We start from the raw sequence: 18173 nt of genomic DNA, 5'->3' as shown, positions 1-18173 counted from the left end.
AGGTTCATGGCGAGGCACTGTCCTCGCTATTTTTTAACACCATAAAGTGCATATGCACATTTAATTGATTAATCAGCGAGGGGTTTCATGGGAATCAACAATAAATATCTGGGCATGGCGCTGTCAGGCGCATTGATCGCAACACTTGCCGCCTGCAGCAAACCAACGCCGCCTCCGGCGACAACGCCCAAAGTTGCCTCCTTTACCGTGCAAAACGTGGAACATGATTCCGCCAGCTACACCGGCGTCGTGCATGCACGCACCGAAAGCAATCTGGGGTTCCGGGTGCCGGGCAAGATCGTGGGACGCCTGGTCGATCCCGGCGAATTGGTCAAGCGCGGCCAGGCTTTGTTCAAGCTCGACAGCACCGACTACACCCTGGCGCAACATGCAGCGCGTTCCGCCGTGATCGCGGCCGAAGCACGCGACGTGCAAGCCCAGGCGGATGAAGTGCGCCTGCGCAAGCTGCTCAGCTCCGGCGCCGTTTCCAGGCAGGCGTATGAGCAAAGCAAGGCGCTGGCGGATTCCACCAAGGCGCAACTCGATGCCGAACGGGCCCGCGCCGGCCAGGTTGAAAATCAATCCGACTACTCCGTCCTGCGCGCCGATGCCGAAGGCGTCGTCATGGACGTCCTGGCCGATGCCGGACAAGTGGTCAGCGCAGGACAGACGATCGTGCGACTGGCGCAGAAAGGTCCGCGCGAAGCGGTCGTCAGCATCCCCGAGAACGGCCTCGGCCAGGCGCGCCGCCAGGCCAGCGCCGCACTCTACACCGACGACACTCAAAAATTCCCGGCAAAGCTGAGAGAGCTCTCGGCCATGGCCGATCCCCTCACCCGCACTTACCAGGCGCGCTATGTCCTGTCCGGCAAAGGAGAACAGGCGCCGCTGGGCTCGACAGTCACCATCCGGCTTACCGGTGACGCCTCGGCAAGCGAGCAGACCGAAGTTCCGATCGGCGCACTGATCGACAAGGGTCATGGCGCGAGCGTCTGGCTGATCGAAAAACAAACCCAGGTCGTCAAACTGGTCCCCGTGACGGTAGTCCGCCTCGGTGAAGAATTCGCCGCCATCGGTGCAGGCTTGAAGTCGGGCGATGTGATCGTCGCCTATGGTACGCATCTGCTGAAGGCCGGCGACAAGGTGTCGACGCTGCCGGCTACACGTACGGGTGGTGCGTCATGAGCGGCTTCAATCTTTCCGCTTTCGGCGTAAGGGAACGCGCGGTCACGCTGTTCCTGATCATCGCGATCGCCGTTGCCGGCGCCTTCGCCTTCATCAAGCTGGGGCGTGCGGAAGACCCCAGCTTCACCGTCAAGATCATGACCGTGACCGCGCTGTGGCCAGGTGCCACCGCCAAGGAAATGCAGCAGCAAGTCGGCGACCGCCTGGAAAAGCGCCTGCAGGAACTGGAGTCCTACGATCGCGTGGAAACCGCCGCACGGCCAGGTCTGATCACGATGAAACTGTTCCTCAAGGATTCGACGCTGCCCGCGCTGGTGCCGGAACAGTTTTACCAGGCCCGCAAGAAACTGGGCGACGAGGTCATCAACATACCGCGCGGCGCCATTGGCCCGGTCATCAATGATGAATACTCGGATGTCTATTTCACGCTGTTTTCACTCAACGCACCAGGCCTGCCGCATCGCCAGTTGGTGACTGAAGCCGAAATCCTGCGCCAGCAATTGCTGCACGTGGACGGCGTCCAGAAGGTCAATATCCTCGGCGAGCAGCAACAAAAAATCTACGTCGACATTTCCAATCAACGTCTCGCCACGCTGGGCGTCAAGGCGCAAGCCATCTTTGACGCGCTGAATCGTCAGAACGACATGACGCCGTCCGGCTTTGTCGAAACCACCGGCCCGCGCGTCTATCTGCGCGTGGACGGGGCAATCAACAACATCGAGGCGGTCAAGGCGATTCCCGTTGCTGCCGGTGGACGCAGCTTCAAGCTCGGCGATATCGCCGACGTCAAGCGCGGCTATGAAGACCCAAAGTCTTTCCTGGTACGCATCCAGGATGAACCGTCGCTGATGCTGGCTGTGGTCATGAAAAAGGGCTTCAACGGACTGACGCTGGGCAAATCCCTGACAAAAGAACGTGACCTGATTCAGGCTTCGCTGCCGCTGGGCATGTCGCTGACCAAGGTGTCGGACCAGGCGCTGGCCATTGAAGCGGCGATCGATGAATTCATGATCAAGTTCGTCATGGCGCTGGCCGTGGTCATCATCGTCAGCCTGGTGACGCTGGGCTTCCGGGTCGGCGTCGTCGTCGCGGCGGCGGTACCGCTCACGCTGTCGGCGGTGTTCATCATCATGTTGGCGACCGGTCGCGACTTCGACCGCATCACGCTGGGCGCACTCATCCTTTCACTGGGCTTGCTGGTCGATGACGCCATCATCGCGATCGAGATGATGGTCGTGAAAATGGAAGAAGGCATGGACCGGATTTCCGCCGCAACCTACGCCTGGGGCGCCACTGCCGCGCCAATGGCATCCGGCACGCTGGTGACCATCATCGGTTTCCTACCGGTCGGCTTCGCCAGGTCCACGGCCGGCGAATATGCCGGCAACATCTTCTGGGTCGTGGCGTTTTCGCTGATCACGTCGTGGTTTGTCGCGGTCCTCTTCATTCCCTACCTGGGCGTCAAGATGCTGCCGAATATTCCGGTGCATGCCGGCGGACAGGATGCCATCTACGCCACCAAAAACTATCAGCGCTTCCGCGCATTGGTGCGCTGGTGCGTCGACAAGAAATGGATCACCGCCGCGGTCACCATCGGCGTGTTTGCCGCCGCCATTTTCGGCATGGGCTTCGTGCAGAAGCAGTTCTTCCCCAATTCGGAACGGCCGGAGCTGACCATCGAAGTCAACCTGCCGCCCGGCAGCGCGTTCAGCGCCACCGATGCCACCGTCAGGAAGATAGAAGAAGCGCTGCACAAGGAACCTGAAGCAAAAATCGTCTCGAGCTACATCGGCCAGGGCGCCCCGCGCTTCTTCCTCTCGGTCAATCCCGAGCTGCCCAATCCGGCTTTCGCACAACTGATCGTGTTGACCGACAACGCCAAGGACCGCGACGCCCTCAAAGCCAGGTTCAGCAAGATGATCGCCGACGGCAAGTTCGCCAATGCCCGCGTGCGGGTGAGCCAGTTCGTGTTCGGCCCGCCGGTGCCGTTCCCGGTCCTGTTCCGCGTCGTCGGACCGGACCTCAATACCGTGCGCGACATCGCCTTCAAGGTCAGGGACGTGGTGCAGAGCAATCCCGACACCCGCGACGTGCATCTGGACTGGGGCGACCGGACGCAGACCTTGCGTCTGGAACTGGATCAGGAACGCCTGCGCCAGGTCGGTCTCAATCCGCGCGATGCCGCCCTGCAACTGCAATCGATCCTCAACGGCGCCTCGACCACGCAGGTCAGGGACGGCCTGCGCATTGTCGACGTGATGGTGCGGGGTGTGAAACGCGACCGCACCAGCCTGGCGGAAATCGGCAACCTGACGCTGACGACCCAGGACGGCGTTGCGGTTCCGCTGTCGCAGGTCAGTAAGCTGTCGTCGAACGTCGAAGACGCCGTATTGAAACGCTATAACCGCGAGCTCTATATCGCCGTGCAGGGCGACGTGCGCGACGGCGTGCAACCGCCCGACGTCACGCACGCCATCCTGCCAAAACTGGATGCGATCAAGGCTGCATTGCCGGCCGGCTATCACATCGATACCGGCGGTTCGGTGGAAGAAAGCGCCAAGGCCGACGTCGCATTGGCCGCGATGTTCCCGCTGATGATCATCCTGATGCTGGCCGTGATCATGTTCCAGGTCCGCTCCTTTGCCACCATGTGGATGGTCTTCGCCACCGCGCCGCTGGGGCTGGTCGGTGCCGTGCCAACATTGCTGATCTTCCACCAGCCGTTCGGATTCAACGCCATCCTCGGCCTGATCGGCCTGGCCGGCATCCTGATCCGCAACACGCTGATTCTAGTTGATCAGATCCGCAGCGACCTGCTGTCGGGCATGACGCCGTACCAGGCCGTGATCGAATCGACCGTGCGACGCGCACGTCCGGTCATCCTGACTGCGGTCGCCGCCATGCTGGCCTTCATTCCGCTAACGCATTCCTCGTTCTGGGGTCCGCTGGCCTACGTCCTGATCGGTGGCGTCGGCGTCGGCACGGTGCTGACGCTGCTGTTCCTGCCGGCCCTTTATGCCATCTGGTTCAAGGTGAAACGCCCGGCCGCATCCGCCCATCCAGCCGGCGTCAGCCACTCACCTATTTGAGGCAAGCATGATGAAAACCAATTTCCAGTCCTTACAGACAATCGCTGGCATTTCTCTGATCAGCGCGTTGCTGGCGGCGTGCTCGCTGGCGCCGTCGTACGAACAACCGCCGCTGCCGGTCGCGGCGCATTGGCAAAAAACGGATGCTGCTGACGTGCAGCCCGACGCCCTGCAGGCGGCATCAATCGCCTGGACCGATTTCTTCCAGGATGCGCAATTGAAGTCGGTGATCGCCGCCGCACTCGACAACAACCGCGACCTGCGCGTGGCCACGCTCAACATTGAACGCGCCCGGGCGATGTACAACATCCAGTCCGCCGACCGGCTGCCCAACCTGGCATTGAACGGCAACGGCGCACGCCAGGGCCTGCCGGCGGACGTCAATCCGACCGGCAGAGCCGGCGTCAACAGCAGCTATTTCGCCGGCGTCGGCCTGGCCGCGTTTGAAATCGATCTGTTCGGCCGGGTCAGGAACCTGAGCGAAGCGGCGCTGCAACGCTACTTCGCGACAGAGCAGGCGCAACGCAGCGCGCAGATCAGCCTGATCGCCGAAGTGGCCAACACCTACGAAGCGCTGGTGGCCGACCGGCGCCTCTTGCAACTCACCGAAAATACGCTGGCCAGCCGGGCCGATTCCTATGATCGGCAAAAGCAGTTGTATGCCGAAGGCGCGAGTTCCGAATATGACCTGCGGCAGGCGGAGTCGCTTTTCGAAGCCGCCAAGGCTGCGCGCGCGCAACAAACACGGCGCAAGACGCTCGATGAAAATGCCTTGACCGTACTGGTCGGCCAACCGCTTGCAGCGGATATCGGAACCGCGAACGCGGTATCGGCCGGGCAGGTTCTGCCGGACCTTCCCGCCGGACTGCCTTCGGACCTGCTCACCGCACGACCCGACATCCTCCAGCAAGAAGCCGTACTGCGTTCGCAGAACGCCAACATCGGCGCGGCGCGGGCGGCATTTTTCCCGCGCATTTCCCTGACGGGGAATTTCGGCTCCGCCAGCAGCCAGCTGTCCGGATTGTTCGACTCGGGCTCGCGCTCGTGGTCGTTCCTTCCGCAGATCTCCATCCCGATCTTTGAAGGCGGCCGCAATATCGCCAACCTGAACGTGGCCGAGACCGACAAGAGAATCGCCGTCGCCCAGTACGAAAAGACGGTGCAGGTCGCCTTCCGCGAAGTCGCCGATGCGTTGGCGGGCCGCGCGACGCTGGCCGACGAAGCCCGTGCCGTAAAGGCCCAGGAGGCGGCGGAATCGGCACGCTACGGTTTTGCCAGGAGCCGCTATGAAGCCGGCTATTCCAGCTATCTGGAATACCTGGACGCGCAACGCTCGCTGTTCGCAATCCAGCAGCAATCCATCCAGGTGCAACTTGCGGAGCTGCAGAATCGCATCACGCTCTACAAGGTTCTTGGCGGCGGCTGGAAGACGGCCAAACAATAGGAACAGAAACAGAAGCCGGCCTCGTCTCTTTTTCAGGGGCGGGGAAATGCTTCAACACCGCCAACAAGTGTCCCTGGCGACATACGTGTTAAGGTGAGCTCGTGCGCATCGCCGCACGAAGCTCACACCCTTCCGGCAGACTTGGCCGGGGACCGTGTTCCCTCATGTAGCTGAACACCATGTCTCGAAGGGGCTCTGATCCACTCTTTCATCATCACCTGCGAGCACGGCGGCAATCGCATTCCTGCGCCGCATGACGGTCTGTTTCTGGATCAGTTGAGTTTGCTCGACTCTCATCGCGGCTACGATGCCGGTGCGCTGCTGATGGCGCAAGATCTGGCGACAGCTTTCGATGGAGCGCTGGTGATCTCGACCGTCAGCCGTTTGCTGGTCGATCTCAATCGCTCTATCGGCCATCCGCAACTCTTTTCAGAGACGACCCGACGCTTGCCACCATCGGTACGTGAAGAAATCCTGGCGCAGTATTACCGCCCTTATCGCGAGCAGGTCGAGCATCTGGTGGCGCAAGCCGTAGCCGACGGACAGCGCGTGATCCACATTTCTTCGCACAGCTTCACGCCAGAGCTGAACGGCAAGGTGCGCAATGCCGATATCGGCTTGCTCTACGATCCTGCCCGACACGGCGAGGTCGAACTGTGCGCCCGCTGGCGGGCGACCTTGGCTGAACTTGCACCATCATTGCGCGTGCGCCGCAACTATCCCTATGCAGGCAAAGGCGACGGCCTGACCGCCTGGCTGCGCCGGCGCTTCGCACCGACCGCCTATGTCGGCATCGAGCTGGAGGTCAATCAGCAGATTGTTGATGCGGCAGGCGAGCAATGGATGGCATTGCGTGGTTTGCTGGTGGACAGCCTGGGCACGGTATGTGCATTGAAGGTTGGATGAACGTGTTTCGCTACCTGCGGTCTGGTTAACTGTCTTGTTAACTTAACGCCCCTCAACCTCAGCCGTTTGTCCTGCGTGCAACTTGCATCTCGCTTGACGCGGCTGAAAACCGGAACCTGTCATGAAAATCCATATCGGTTTTGAAATGGTCTACGATTGCCCGCAACCGACTCCCATGATTTTCAACCTGAACGTCCACTTCACGCGGGTATCCGATCTGGTCAGCCGCGATGACCTGATGTTCGATCCCCCGGTTCCGCGCACGGCCTACCGCGACAGTTTCGGCAACTGGTGTACGCGTATCGTGGCGCCACAAGGCCGTATGCGCATTTCCGCCGATGCCGTCGTCAACGACAGCGGCGCCCCTGACGTGCTCTCGCCGCAGGCGCGACAGCTGGCCGTGCAGGACTTGCCCGAAGAGCCGCTGCTGTTCTTGCTCGGCAGTCGCTACTGCGAAACGGATCGCCTGTCGCCGATTGCGTGGCAACTGTTCGAGCATGCACCGACAGGCTGGGGCCGCGTGCAGGCAATCTGCGACTACGTCCATCACCACATCGTGTTCGGCTACGAAAACGCCCGCATGACGCGCACCGCGCTGGAAGCATTCAACGAAAGAGTCGGCGTTTGCCGCGACTACGCCCATCTGGCGGTCGCGTTCTGCCGCTGCATGAATATTCCGGCGCGCTATTGCACCGGTTACCTGGGCGACATCGGCACGCCACCGCCGCATGGCACGATGGATTTCGCCGCCTGGTTCGAGGTGTTCCTCGACGGTAGCTGGCACACCTTCGACGCCCGCAACAATACGCCGCGCATAGGCAGGGTCCTGATTGCCCGTGGCCGCGACGCCGCCGATGTGGCGCTCAACAACACCTTCGGTCCCAATACGTTGAGCAGCTTCAAGGTGTGGACCGACGAAGTCAGTCAGCGTCAGCCGGGCGAACCGTGGCTATGATCGTCTGTTAGAGAACGCCCGCGCTGCGCCGCCATGCCATGCGCGGCAATGCCGGGATCAGCAAGCCCAGGCAAATCAGCGCCACGCCCATGAGCAGATCCGCCGACAAGGCCTCGCCAAAGATCAGCGACGACAGCGTGATGCCCACCACCGGCACGCCCAGCATGCAGACCGAGACGGTCACCGGCGACAGGCGCTGGGTCATTTGCAGCACGATCAGAAACGTCAGCGCCGTCGCCAGCGGGCCGGTGTAGGCGATCACGTACCAGGCATGCGGTTCGGCGAGGAAAGCCGGCACGCCCTCGACAGCCAGCGCCAGCACCGTCAGCGGCAGCGCCGCCACCAGCGTCTGCCAGGGCAGCAAGTCGAAGTCGAGACGCACGCCCTTGATCGACTTGATCTGCAGGATATTGATGGCCCACGACAAGGATGCCGCCGCCAGCATCAGATAACCGATCATGCCGTGCAGGTCGGCATGCAGCAACGCCGGCAACACCACAATCGCCATGCCAAGATAACTGAACATCGTCGCCAATCGTTGCTGACCGCTGAGACGCTGCTTGAGCACCAGGGCGGCGCCGGGCACCACCCAGATCGACGTGGCGTAAGCGATCAGCGATGCGCGTCCCGGCATCACGAAATGCAAGGCGCCGGTGACCAATGCAGTAAACAATCCCATCTGCAAAATACCCACGCCCAGCACCACCGGCCATTCTTCGCGGCGCGGCAGGCGCAGCTTGCCGATGGCGGCGGCGATCGCAAAACTGAGCAGAGCGGCGGAAACAAAACGGCTGGCGGCGAACCACAGCGGCGGGATGTACTGGCTGCCGAACTTCATCACCGGCCAGTTGCCGCCCCAGATGCAGATCGCCAGCACCACACAAACGAGGAAGGGTCCGCTGAGGGCTTTTGCTTTTTTGAGAGGGGCAGACGGCGTGCTGGGCGACATGGATGTTCCGGGTGAAAGAGGCAGGGATGGATGCGATGTGCTTGCGAAGATGCCAGTGGGCATCTGATGTTGCACTGCATCTAATTTGACCGTTATGGTAACGATTCACGCACAGATAGTGCTGCCGCATTGCGTGGAACAAACGTGATTTATAAGCATAAATATCTTCATATTTATATTGTTACGATCAATTATGCTTTTTAAGAAATAAAATTCAGGATTAGTACCTATCCGGCATTTCTCGCAGATACCTCTGCAGCGCCGCATCAATAGACCCGAACCGACCTCCCCTGCACCGCCGCCCGATTAGAAATTTTCACCTGAGGGGTGGCAAAGTTGTTTGATGGTCTTACCAATTAATTGGTATTATCTCGATTCCCAAGCAGGACCATGCGCCGCAGTCGCCACGACGGCGCTTTACTTCAGACCAACCACCAAAGGAAGAGCAATGAAATTACTCCGTTACGGCCCTGTCGGCCAAGAAAAGCCAGGCATCCTGGATCAGGCCGGCAAGATCCGCGACCTGTCGGCGCATATCAAGGACGTCAACGGCGCCGCTCTGGATGACGCCACCCTGGCGAAAATCCGCGCACTGGACCTGCAAAGCCTGCCGGTGGTCGACGGCAATCCGCGCATCGGCGCCTGCGTCGGCAACATCGGCAAGTTCATCTGTATCGGCCTGAACTACGCCGACCACGCTGCTGAATCCGGCCTGCCTATTCCTGCCGAACCAGTCGTGTTCAACAAGTGGACATCGGCCGTGGTCGGCCCTAACGACGACGTCAAGATCCCACGCGGCTCCAAGAAGACCGACTGGGAAGTCGAGCTGGGCGTGGTCATCGGCAAGGCCGCTTCGTACATCGAAGAAAAAGATGCGCTGTCGCACATCGCCGGCTATTGCGTCGTCAACGACGTTTCCGAGCGCGAATACCAAACCGAACGCGGCGGCACCTGGGACAAGGGCAAGGGTTGCGACACCTTCGGTCCGATCGGCCCATGGCTGGTGACACGCGATGAAATCGCCAACCCGAACAACCTGCAACTGTGGCTGGAAGTCGACGGCAAGCGCTACCAGAACGGCAACACCAACACGATGATCTTCAACGTGCCGTTCATCATTTCCTACCTGAGCAAGTTCATGAGCCTGCAGCCTGGCGACGTGATCTCGACAGGTACGCCTCCAGGCGTCGGCATGGGCGTCAAGCCGAATGCTGTTTACCTGACTGCCGGCCAAACCATGCGTCTCAGCATCGAAGGCTTGGGCGAACAGCAACAAAAGACTGTCAACGCATAAATCTGATCCGCTTCCAGATGCGGGCCGTCGATATCCATTGACGGCCCGCACTGAGCCGCATCGGCAAAGATTGAAGACTGCCCGCAGAAGGCAGATTCCAAACAGGTCACCTCAAGAGCAAAGAGAACGGAGTTCACATGAATCACTACGATTTCCAGGGTCGCAGCGCGATCATCACGGGCGGTGCGCAAGGCATCGGTTTCGCCATCGCCGAACGGCTGCTGCAAGGCAAGGCCAAAGTCGTCCTGTGGGACCTCGATGAGAAGTTGCTGCAGGAAGCGCGCGCCAAGCTCGAGTCGCTCGGCAACGTCGAAACCGTCGCCGTCAACATCGCCGACCAGGCCGCCGTGCAACGCGCCATCGAAGCCACCGAAAAAGTCACGCAGTCGATCGACGTGCTGGTGCACAGCGCCGGCATCGCAGGCCAGAACGGCCTCGTCGCCGACTACTCGCCGGAAGAATGGCGTCGCGTCATCGACATCGACCTCAACGGCGCGTTCTACGTCAACCAGGTGGTCGTGCAACGCATGATCGCGCAAAACTACGGCCGCATCGTCAACATCGCTTCCATCGCCGGCAAGGAAGGCAACCCGACCGCGTCCGCCTACAGCGCCGCCAAGGCAGGCCTGATCGCTCTGACCAAGAGCCTCGGCAAGGAAACCGCGACCAAGAACATCGCCGTCAACGCGATCACGCCTGCTGCGGCGCAAACCCGCATCCTGGAACAATGCACCCAGGCTCACATCGACTACATGCTGTCGAAGATCCCGCGCGGACGTTTCGTCAAAGTGGAAGAAATCGCCGCCATGGTGAGCTGGCTCGTGTCGGAAGAAAACTCGTTCACCACCGCATCGGTCTTCGACCTGTCCGGTGGCCGCGCGACTTATTGATCCGGCACTGAATCACTACTGATCCAGCAGGAATCAAACGGGTAGCGCCCGCCTCGCCGGCGGCGGCGCATTGAACATGCGCCGAGCTATCCGCCAATAATAAAAATTACTATCCAGCCTGTTTGCCCGGCATGCCACAAGCGTCCCGGGTCGGCAAGCTGCGCCCTTTTATTGCTTCAGAGGAGAGATGTTATGGCAGCAGTACCCTATCCGGCCACCGCGCAGGATATCCAGGAATCCAATCTATACCGCCGCATCACGCTGCGCTTCGTGCCGCTGCTCGTGATCTGCTTCGTGTTCGCTTATCTCGACCGCGTCAACATCAGTTTCGCCAAGCTGCAGATGCAGCAGGATCTCGGTTTCTCCGACGCCGTCTACGGCCTCGGCGCAAGTATCTTCTTCGTCGGCTACTTCCTGTTCGAAATCCCGAGCAACATGATCCTGCACAAGGTCGGTCCGAAGCGCTGGATCGCCCGCATCATGGTCACCTGGGGCATCGCCTCGGCGGCGATGATGTTCGTCACCAATGAGACCGGGTTCTACATCCTGCGCTTCCTGATTGGCAGCCTGGAAGCCGGCTTCGTGCCTGGCGCGCTGTACTTCTTCACCAACTGGTTCCCGTCGCAACGCCGCGGCCGCATCAATTCGCTGTTCATGGCAGCCATCGCCCTGTGCGGCATGATCGGCGGCCCGATCTCGGGCGGCATCATGAAGTTCACCCACGGCGTGAGCTCGCTGCACGGCTGGCAATGGCTGTTCCTGCTGGAAGGCATTCCGTCGATCGTGCTCGGCGTGATCTGCTGGATCGTCATCGACAACAAGATCGAAGACGCGCGCTGGCTCAAGGACGATGAAAAGAAACTGCTGCTGGCCCGTCTCGCGGCCGAGCCGAAGAGCGAAGCGGTGCACTCCTTCCGCGACGCGTTGAAGCAGCCGTCGACCATCACCATGTCGCTGATCTACCTGGTGCTGGCTTCGGGCATCTACGGCCTGGTGTTCTGGATGCCGCAACTGATCAAGACCGCCGGCACCGACGACACCTTCATCATCGGCCTGATCACGGTGATTCCTTACCTGTGCGCCGCCATCGGCATGATCCTGATCGGCCGCAGCTCGGACCGCACCGGCGAACGCCGCTGGCACTTGGCCGGTTGCGCGCTGGCCGGAGCCATCGGCTATGCGGTGAGCGCCTACTTCGGCAGCAACACGCTGGTGCTGGTGGTCGGCCTGTCGTTCGCCGCAACCGGCATCATCGCCGGCATCGGCCTGTTCTGGATCCTGCCTCCGCGCGTGCTGACCGGCGCCGCAGCGGCCGGCGGCATCGCGCTGATCAACTCGGTCGGCCAGCTCGGCGGCATCATCACGCCGTACATGGTCGGCAAGATCCGCGACATCACCGGCAGCGCTTCGCTGGGTCTGTACGTGGTGGCGCTGGAATGCCTGGTCGGCGCGGCCTTGCTGTTGTGGGCGCTGCCCAAGCGCATCTACTTCCGCGAGCCTGTCGCCAAGTAATCAAGCCGTTGTCCGCAGCATGAAAAAAAGCCGCCCTCGGGCGGCTTTTTTTTGCTTCGCCAACGACCTCAGCGCAGTCGTGCAGGGCCGGCCGTGATATCGATTTCGCGCCGTACGCGCGGTGCCTGTGCGGTGCTCAGTTCATGTCCCAGCTTGAACACGCTGACGATGCGCGCCAGGTTGGCCGCCTGCTGCTGCAGCGATTGTGCGGCAGCGGCAGCTTCTTCGACCAGCGCGGCATTCTGTTGCGTGACGCCGTCCATCTGCGTCACGGCATGCTTGACCTGGTCGATGCCTTCGCTCTGCTCGCGGCTGGCGGCGGAGATTTCACTGACGACGTCGGTCACGCGCTTGACGCTGGCGACCACTTCATCCATGGTCACGCCGGCCTTCTCCACCAGCTTGGTGCCGGCGCCGACCTTCTCGACGGAGTCGCCGATCAGCTGCTTGATTTCCTTGGCTGCGGCGGCGCTGCGTTGCGCCAGGCTGCGCACTTCCGACGCCACCACCGCGAATCCCCGGCCCTGCTCGCCGGCGCGCGCCGCTTCCACTGCGGCGTTCAACGCCAGGATGTTGGTCTGGAACGCAATGCCGTCGATCACGCTGATGATGTCGACGATCTTCTTCGACGACGCATCGATGGAGCGCATGGTTGAAATCACTGCGCCGACCACGTCGCCGCCTTCGGCCGCAACACCGGACGCCGAGGTCGCCAGTGCGTTGGCCTGCACGGCGTTGTCGGAATTCTGTTTGACCGTCGCCGACAATTGTTCCATTGCTGCCGCAGTCTGCTCGAGCGAACTGGCCTGCTCTTCCGTGCGCGAGGACAGGTCGAGGTTGCCGCTGGCGATCTGGCTCGATGCGGTGGCAATGGCATCGGTGCCGCCGCGCACATCGCCGACGATTTTCAGCAGGCTGCCGTTCATGTCTTTCAGCGCCGACAACAGCATGCCGACTTCATCCTTGCTGCGCACCTCGATATGGGCCGTCAGGTCGCCGTCCGCGATCGAACGCGCCACACCGACCGCAACGGTCAGCGGACGCGTGATGTTGACGGTCAGGTACCAGGCGCTGGTCACGCCGAACAGCAGGATCAGCACGCCCAGCACGATCAGCAGCGTGCGGCCGGTCTGCGCCATGTGCTCGATGTCGGTGGCGGTGTCGTCGATGCTCTTGCGCTGCATCGTCAGCAGATTCTGCAATGCATCCTTGAGGTCATTGGCGCGCGGCATGAAGGCGGTCTCGAGCAAGCGATTGGCTTCTTCCAGGTCGCCGGCGGCCTTGGCCTTGCGCATCTGGTCGCGCGCCGCGACGTACAACGAACGCTGCGTCTCGATCTTCTTGAACAGCGTCAGTTCCTGCTCGCTTTCGAGGATCGGTTGCAGCTTCTTGAGCAGCTCGGTGGAGATCTTGGACGAGGCCGCATCTTCTTTTGCGAAGAACGGGGCCAGCGCCGGGTCGGTGCTCTTGGCGATGGCGGTCACACGCGTGATGGAGGTTTGCACGATCGGAAACCAGTCGCTGATAAGGCGTTCTTTTTCCAGCGGACGCTGCATCATGGCCTTGGTGGCGTCGGTCACGCCCTGCAGGCGCCAGATGCCGATGCAGATGATGGTGATGGCCAGCAGCAGAATGATGGAGAAGCCCAGCGCCAGGCGTTTGCCGATCTTGAGGTTGGCAAGAATGTTCATAGAGTCTCTGTTCTTATACGATGTTGGAATGACAACGAATGCAGCAGGAACGCATGGAGATTTCCCACGGCGGCGCGCAAGTATAGCTTCCGGGATGCGGCGTCATTCCTGAGATCAGCGGGGGAAATTGGCGTCAAGAAATACAAAAGCCGCCTGTGGGCGGCTTCTCGTTCCGGGCGATTTCGCGCCCTTCAGGCTGTAAACACGGTTAACAAGCCATTCAGCAAGTTGCACGCCTGAGCATGCCGGCGCGCATCTTGTCATAGCACCAGTTGAATACCAGCGTGTAAGGAAGAAAAAACAACACCAGGCCGATGTCGAGCACGAAGGCTTCGATCAGACCGATATTGAGCCACCACGCGGCCATCGGCACCACGGCCAGGATCAGGCCGGCTTCGAACACGACGGCGTGGGCGATGCGCACCGCAAAGCTGCGCCCGGCGGCGGGCCCCTTCCAGCGCCGTTCGAGACGATCGAACACGGTATTGAAAATGACGTTCCAAGTCATCGCCACCAGCGAAATCATCAGCGTCAGCAGGCCTGCGTGCGCAAACGACACGCCTAGCAACCACGACATCACCGGCGCGCACAGCAGCAGCGCAACGATTTCGAACAACACCGCGTGCAGCAAACGTTCATAGAGGGATTTCTCTTGCTTCATGGATTCTCTCCTTGGGAATGCCTCGATTATCGACGGACCCGCTGATAGAATGAAGTTATTAACCATCGGAATAACCGATACTTATAGGCACGCATGCACTCTCTCGACGCCCTGCAGATGTTCATCGAAGCCGCCAACCTCGGCTCGTTTTCGGCTGCCGCGCGCAAGCTCGGCAAGCAGCAATCCAGCGTCAGCGAAGCCATCGCCAACCTGGAAATCGATCTCGGCGTGACGCTGTTCGACCGCAGCACGCGCAAGCCGACCCTGACCGAACACGGTCACGCCCTGCTCACGCATGCGCGCCAGCTGCTCGACGCCAACGACAAGCTCAGCCGGGCGGCGCAGCAACTGGCCGGCGGCCGCGAGGCGCAATTGAGTTTTGCGCTGTCCGACACCTATCAGTCCGACGTTTTTGAAAAAAGCCTGGCGCAACTCGAGCAGCGCTTCCCCGACCTCAGCCTGGAATGCCTGATCGCCGAAGACGAGGATGCCGTCGACCTGGTGCAATCGGGCCGCGTGCAGCTGGCGCTGGTGGCGGCGCAGCCGTCGTATCCGCCGGACATCGGCTTCGAGACCATCGCCGACCAGTCCGAGATCGGCCTGTACGTCAGCACCGCGCATCCGCTGGCGCAGGCCGCGCACATCAGCGGCGACATGCTGCGCCAGGTGCGCGAGCTGCGCGTTAACACCTACACCCATCGCGACCCGACGCGACAACAGCAACCCGGCCTGTATTGGTCGGCGTCGAGTTATCTGATCTTGCTGGAGATGACCGAACTGGGATTCGGCTGGGCGGAATTGCCGCGCTGGGTGGTCAAGCGTTTCGGCGCGTCGGATCTGAAGGAGTTAAAGGTGCACGGCTGGCCGCGCAGCATCCGCGTGCACGTGATTTGGTCGCGCGAACGCGGACTGGGGCAGGCCGGCGCATGGCTGTGCAATACCTTTCTGCAAACGCCGGCCTGACAATTTCAGCGCTTAAAACTGTTCCCAGTCGTCGTCCGACGTTGCGGCCGATAGGCGCTTCGGCGTTGCTGCTGGCGCGGACACGGCTGTCTTTACTGCGCTTTTGCCAAGTCCTGGAGCAGGCTTGTGGGGCGCGCTCTTCGTGGTTGCCGCAGTGGGCGCCATGACCGCCGGCTTGACCTGAGCCGCCGCAAGGTTCCTGCCTGTCGCATGCGCGCTGTCCAGCGTGAAGATACCCACCACCTGCGTCAGCGTCGCCGCCTGATCCTGCATGGATTGCGCAGCCGCTGCGGCCTGTTCCACCAGCGCCGCGTTCTGCTGTGTGGTCTCATCCATCTGCGCGATCGCGCGATTGACCTGCTCGATGCCTTCGCTCTGCTCCTGACTGGCCGAGCTGATTTCGCCGACGATGTCGGTCACGCGCTTGACGCTGGCGACCACTTCCGCCATGGTCGCGCCGGCCTGCTCCACCAGCTTGCTGCCGGAGTCGACCTTGTCGACCGAGTCGCTGATCAGTTCCTTGATTTCCTTCGCGGCCGAGGCCGAGCGCTGCGCCAGGCTGCGCACTTCCGACGCCACCACTGCAAATCCGCGGCCTTGCTCGCCGGCGCGCGCCGCTTCTACTGCCGCATTCAGCGCAAGAATGTTGGTCTGGAAAGCGATGCCATCGATCACGCTGATGATGTCGACGATCTTTTTCGACGACGCATTGATGGCGCCCATGGTGTCGACCACTTGCCCGACCACGCTGCCGCCCTGCACCGCCACTTCGGAGGCGGACACGGCCAGCTGATTGGCCTGGCGCGCGTTGTCGGCGTTCTGCTTGACGGTCGAGGTCAGTTCTTCCATCGCCGACGCGGTTTCTTCCAGCGAGCCGGCCTGCTGTTCGGTACGCGTGGACAAATCCATGTTGCCGCTGGCGATCTCGGCCGAAGCGGTGGCGATAGTGTCGGTGCCGGTGCGCACCTGCCCGACGATGCGCTGCAGGTTGTCGTTCATGGTTTTCAACGCACGCAGCAGCTGACCGGTTTCGTCCTTGCGGCTGACGTCGATGCGCGAGCTCAGGTCGCCTGACGCCACCGTTTCGGCGATGCCGAGCGCCTGCTTCAAGGGACGGATGATGCTCAGCGCCAGGCGCCAGGCGAACACCCAGCCGGCGATGAACAGCAGCGCGCCGAAAGCGATCAGCAGGTTGCGGCTTTGCGTGTATTGCGCCTGGATGCTGGCGGCGATCTGGTCAATGCTGGAACGCTGCAGGTCGAGCAGTTGCTGCAAGGCGTCAAGGTAACCCTTGGCCGCTGCCGGAAAGTCTTTCGCCAGGATGCGCGCGGCCTCTTCCACGTTGCCGTCGGCCTTGGCTTTGGAGATGGCGTCGCGCGCCACGATGTAGCTCTTGCGCACCGTGCCCAGTTGCGCGAACAGGGCTTTTTCCTTGTCGCTGCTGAGCAGGCCTTCGAGCGTCTTTTGTTGCTCGTTCGACAGCTTCGTGGCGGTGGCGGCGTCTTCGGCGAAGAACGCGCTCAGGCTGGGGTCGGAACTCTTGGCGATCGCCGTGGTGCGGCGCACGCTGGTGTGGATGGTGCGATACCAGTCGGACACCAGGCGCTCTTTGGCGAGCGGCTTTTCCATCATGGCTTGCGTGGTCTCGGCCACCGCATGCAGACGCCAGATGCTCAGCGCAATGACCGCGATGGCGGAAAACAGAATGATCGCAAAGCCCAGGTTGAGACGTTTGCTGATGTTCATATTGGCAAGGAAATTCATTTTTATCTTTCTGTGAATGTCGATCCCGGTCCCCTTCGTGGAAGCTCTTCGCGCGCAGCACGCAGCAAGCAACCCGGAATGGCCCGTATTGTCTGCAATAAGGCGGCATCAGAGCTATTGGTATTTCTACCTAGAAAAGCACCGCATGGTCTTCTTACCATCGCAACATGTCTGCGTCATGAAATGTTGCGCGGACGGCATTGCGCTGCAATGTTGTCGAAGATGCAAATGCGGGGAGAGAATTTCAGCGTGAGGTTGGCAACTGAAATGACAACTGCAGGGATAGGTCAATTGCCACGACGTGACAACTGCCGCGGAAGCGACAACTGCCGCCGACGATGAGGAAGATGCATCAGCGACGGCAGAGAAAGAAAAATGAATTGAATCAGGTGCGCGCGCGCGTCGCCTTGATCAGGTTGTCGCGCAGCGTCGCGACAGCGTTCTGGACCTTCACGAATTCCTCGTCGCCCAGTCCGCAGGCGTCGGCCAGGTTGATGTCCAGCGCCTTCTCGCGCAGTCGGCGCCCCGCCTCCGTCAGCCCTACCCGCACCTGGCGCTCGTCGACGGCGTCGCGTTCACGATTCAGGTAACCCATCCCCTCAAGCTTCTTGAGGATGGGCGTGAGCGTGTTCGATTCGAGGAACAGCTTTTCGCCGAGGCCGCTGACGGTCTGGTTGTCTTCCTCCCACAGTGCGATGACGGCGATGTATTGCGTGTAGGTCAGGCCGAGCTCATCGAGGATGGGCTTATACGCCTTGCCGAACGCGAGGTTGGCGGAATAGATCGCGAAGCAGAGGAAATCGGACAGCCTGGGGGCAGCCACCGTTGCCTGCGCTGGCTTTGCGGTGCGTGAAGGTCGGGACATGGCGG

Annotated in this window: 14 protein-coding genes; 9 read left to right on the top strand and 5 right to left on the bottom strand. The window is 61.3% G+C overall.

From position 1 onward, the window contains the following. The first annotated feature begins 87 nt into the window (after positions 1-87). The 5 genes from ACIROW_RS12970 (at position 88) to ACIROW_RS12950 (ending at position 7579) form a co-directional block, all read left to right on the top strand. Positions 88-1185, top strand: a complete 1098-nt coding sequence (locus tag ACIROW_RS12970) for an efflux RND transporter periplasmic adaptor subunit (protein WP_402276086.1) — start codon at positions 88-90, stop codon at positions 1183-1185. Beyond that, a complete protein-coding gene (locus ACIROW_RS12965) occupies positions 1182-4274 on the top strand; it encodes an efflux RND transporter permease subunit (protein ID WP_402276084.1) in 3093 nt (1030 codons plus the stop codon). The genes ACIROW_RS12970 and ACIROW_RS12965 overlap by 4 nt, the downstream gene beginning before the upstream one ends. 10 nt (positions 4275-4284) lie before the next feature. Then, positions 4285-5718, top strand: a complete 1434-nt coding sequence (locus ACIROW_RS12960; protein WP_402276982.1) for an efflux transporter outer membrane subunit — start codon at positions 4285-4287, stop codon at positions 5716-5718. A 195-nt stretch (positions 5719-5913) separates the two neighbouring features. Then, positions 5914-6624: an N-formylglutamate amidohydrolase gene (locus ACIROW_RS12955; RefSeq protein ID WP_402276980.1), complete on the top strand. Its 711-nt coding sequence runs from the start codon at positions 5914-5916 to the stop codon at positions 6622-6624. A 121-nt stretch (positions 6625-6745) separates the two neighbouring features. After that, positions 6746-7579 (top strand): transglutaminase family protein, encoded by an 834-nt coding sequence (locus ACIROW_RS12950; protein WP_402276082.1) that lies wholly within the window; start codon positions 6746-6748, stop codon positions 7577-7579. A gap of 7 nt (positions 7580-7586) precedes the next feature. Here the strand turns inward: ACIROW_RS12950 and ACIROW_RS12945 are convergent, their stop codons facing one another. Continuing rightward, positions 7587-8528 (bottom strand): DMT family transporter, encoded by a 942-nt coding sequence (locus ACIROW_RS12945; protein WP_402276080.1) that lies wholly within the window; start codon positions 8526-8528, stop codon positions 7587-7589. A gap of 448 nt (positions 8529-8976) precedes the next feature. Between ACIROW_RS12945 and ACIROW_RS12940 the strand changes: the two genes are divergently transcribed. The 3 genes from ACIROW_RS12940 to ACIROW_RS12930 all read left to right on the top strand — a co-directional run bounded on the left by ACIROW_RS12940 (position 8977) and on the right by ACIROW_RS12930 (position 12224). After that, on the top strand, positions 8977-9822 hold the full coding sequence (locus tag ACIROW_RS12940; RefSeq protein WP_016835854.1) for a fumarylacetoacetate hydrolase family protein: 846 nt from the start codon (positions 8977-8979) through the stop codon (positions 9820-9822). Between the two features lie 137 nt (positions 9823-9959). After that, positions 9960-10712 (top strand): SDR family NAD(P)-dependent oxidoreductase, encoded by a 753-nt coding sequence (locus ACIROW_RS12935; RefSeq protein ID WP_016835855.1) that lies wholly within the window; start codon positions 9960-9962, stop codon positions 10710-10712. Positions 10713-10904: 192 nt separating this feature from the next. Then, positions 10905-12224: an MFS transporter gene (locus tag ACIROW_RS12930; RefSeq protein WP_402276076.1), complete on the top strand. Its 1320-nt coding sequence runs from the start codon at positions 10905-10907 to the stop codon at positions 12222-12224. Between the two features lie 68 nt (positions 12225-12292). On the opposite strand, the gene ACIROW_RS12925 is transcribed toward ACIROW_RS12930, so the two are convergent. Beyond that, positions 12293-13915, bottom strand: a complete 1623-nt coding sequence (locus ACIROW_RS12925) for a methyl-accepting chemotaxis protein (protein WP_402276073.1) — start codon at positions 13913-13915, stop codon at positions 12293-12295. A gap of 220 nt (positions 13916-14135) precedes the next feature. After that, a complete protein-coding gene (locus ACIROW_RS12920; protein ID WP_402276071.1) occupies positions 14136-14576 on the bottom strand; it encodes a multidrug/biocide efflux PACE transporter in 441 nt (146 codons plus the stop codon). 93 nt (positions 14577-14669) lie between these two features. On the opposite strand from ACIROW_RS12920, the gene ACIROW_RS12915 reads away from it, so the two are divergent. Then, complete coding sequence (locus tag ACIROW_RS12915; RefSeq protein ID WP_402276069.1) at positions 14670-15539, top strand: LysR family transcriptional regulator; 870 nt, start codon at positions 14670-14672, stop codon at positions 15537-15539. Between the two features lie 12 nt (positions 15540-15551). Here ACIROW_RS12915 and ACIROW_RS12910 read toward each other — a convergent pair whose 3' ends face one another. Both ACIROW_RS12910 and ACIROW_RS12905 read right to left on the bottom strand, forming a co-directional pair. Continuing rightward, a complete protein-coding gene (locus ACIROW_RS12910; RefSeq protein WP_402276067.1) occupies positions 15552-17303 on the bottom strand; it encodes a methyl-accepting chemotaxis protein in 1752 nt (583 codons plus the stop codon). A 385-nt stretch (positions 17304-17688) separates the two neighbouring features. Then, complete coding sequence (locus ACIROW_RS12905; RefSeq protein ID WP_402276064.1) at positions 17689-18168, bottom strand: MarR family winged helix-turn-helix transcriptional regulator; 480 nt, start codon at positions 18166-18168, stop codon at positions 17689-17691. Positions 18169-18173 lie beyond the last annotated feature (5 nt).

The organism is Herbaspirillum sp. NPDC101397 (genome assembly GCF_044767325.1).
Classification (GTDB): domain Bacteria; phylum Pseudomonadota; class Gammaproteobacteria; order Burkholderiales; family Burkholderiaceae_D; genus Herbaspirillum.
The sequence above is the reverse complement of the archived record's forward strand: the minus strand, read 5'-3'. Positions and strand labels throughout refer to the sequence as shown.

Coding starts and splice junctions, on each gene's coding strand:
- ACIROW_RS12970 (WP_402276086.1), top strand. CDS start 88: ATGGGAATCAACAATAAATATCTGGGCATGGCGCTGTCAGGCGCATTG.
- ACIROW_RS12965 (WP_402276084.1), top strand. CDS start 1,182: ATGAGCGGCTTCAATCTTTCCGCTTTCGGCGTAAGGGAACGCGCGGTC.
- ACIROW_RS12960 (WP_402276982.1), top strand. CDS start 4,285: ATGAAAACCAATTTCCAGTCCTTACAGACAATCGCTGGCATTTCTCTG.
- ACIROW_RS12950 (WP_402276082.1), top strand. CDS start 6,746: ATGAAAATCCATATCGGTTTTGAAATGGTCTACGATTGCCCGCAACCG.
- ACIROW_RS12945 (WP_402276080.1), bottom strand. CDS start 8,528: ATGTCGCCCAGCACGCCGTCTGCCCCTCTCAAAAAAGCAAAAGCCCTC.
- ACIROW_RS12940 (WP_016835854.1), top strand. CDS start 8,977: ATGAAATTACTCCGTTACGGCCCTGTCGGCCAAGAAAAGCCAGGCATC.
- ACIROW_RS12935 (WP_016835855.1), top strand. CDS start 9,960: ATGAATCACTACGATTTCCAGGGTCGCAGCGCGATCATCACGGGCGGT.
- ACIROW_RS12930 (WP_402276076.1), top strand. CDS start 10,905: ATGGCAGCAGTACCCTATCCGGCCACCGCGCAGGATATCCAGGAATCC.
- ACIROW_RS12925 (WP_402276073.1), bottom strand. CDS start 13,915: ATGAACATTCTTGCCAACCTCAAGATCGGCAAACGCCTGGCGCTGGGC.
- ACIROW_RS12920 (WP_402276071.1), bottom strand. CDS start 14,576: ATGAAGCAAGAGAAATCCCTCTATGAACGTTTGCTGCACGCGGTGTTG.
- ACIROW_RS12915 (WP_402276069.1), top strand. CDS start 14,670: ATGCACTCTCTCGACGCCCTGCAGATGTTCATCGAAGCCGCCAACCTC.
- ACIROW_RS12910 (WP_402276067.1), bottom strand. CDS start 17,303: ATGAATTTCCTTGCCAATATGAACATCAGCAAACGTCTCAACCTGGGC.
- ACIROW_RS12905 (WP_402276064.1), bottom strand. CDS start 18,168: ATGTCCCGACCTTCACGCACCGCAAAGCCAGCGCAGGCAACGGTGGCT.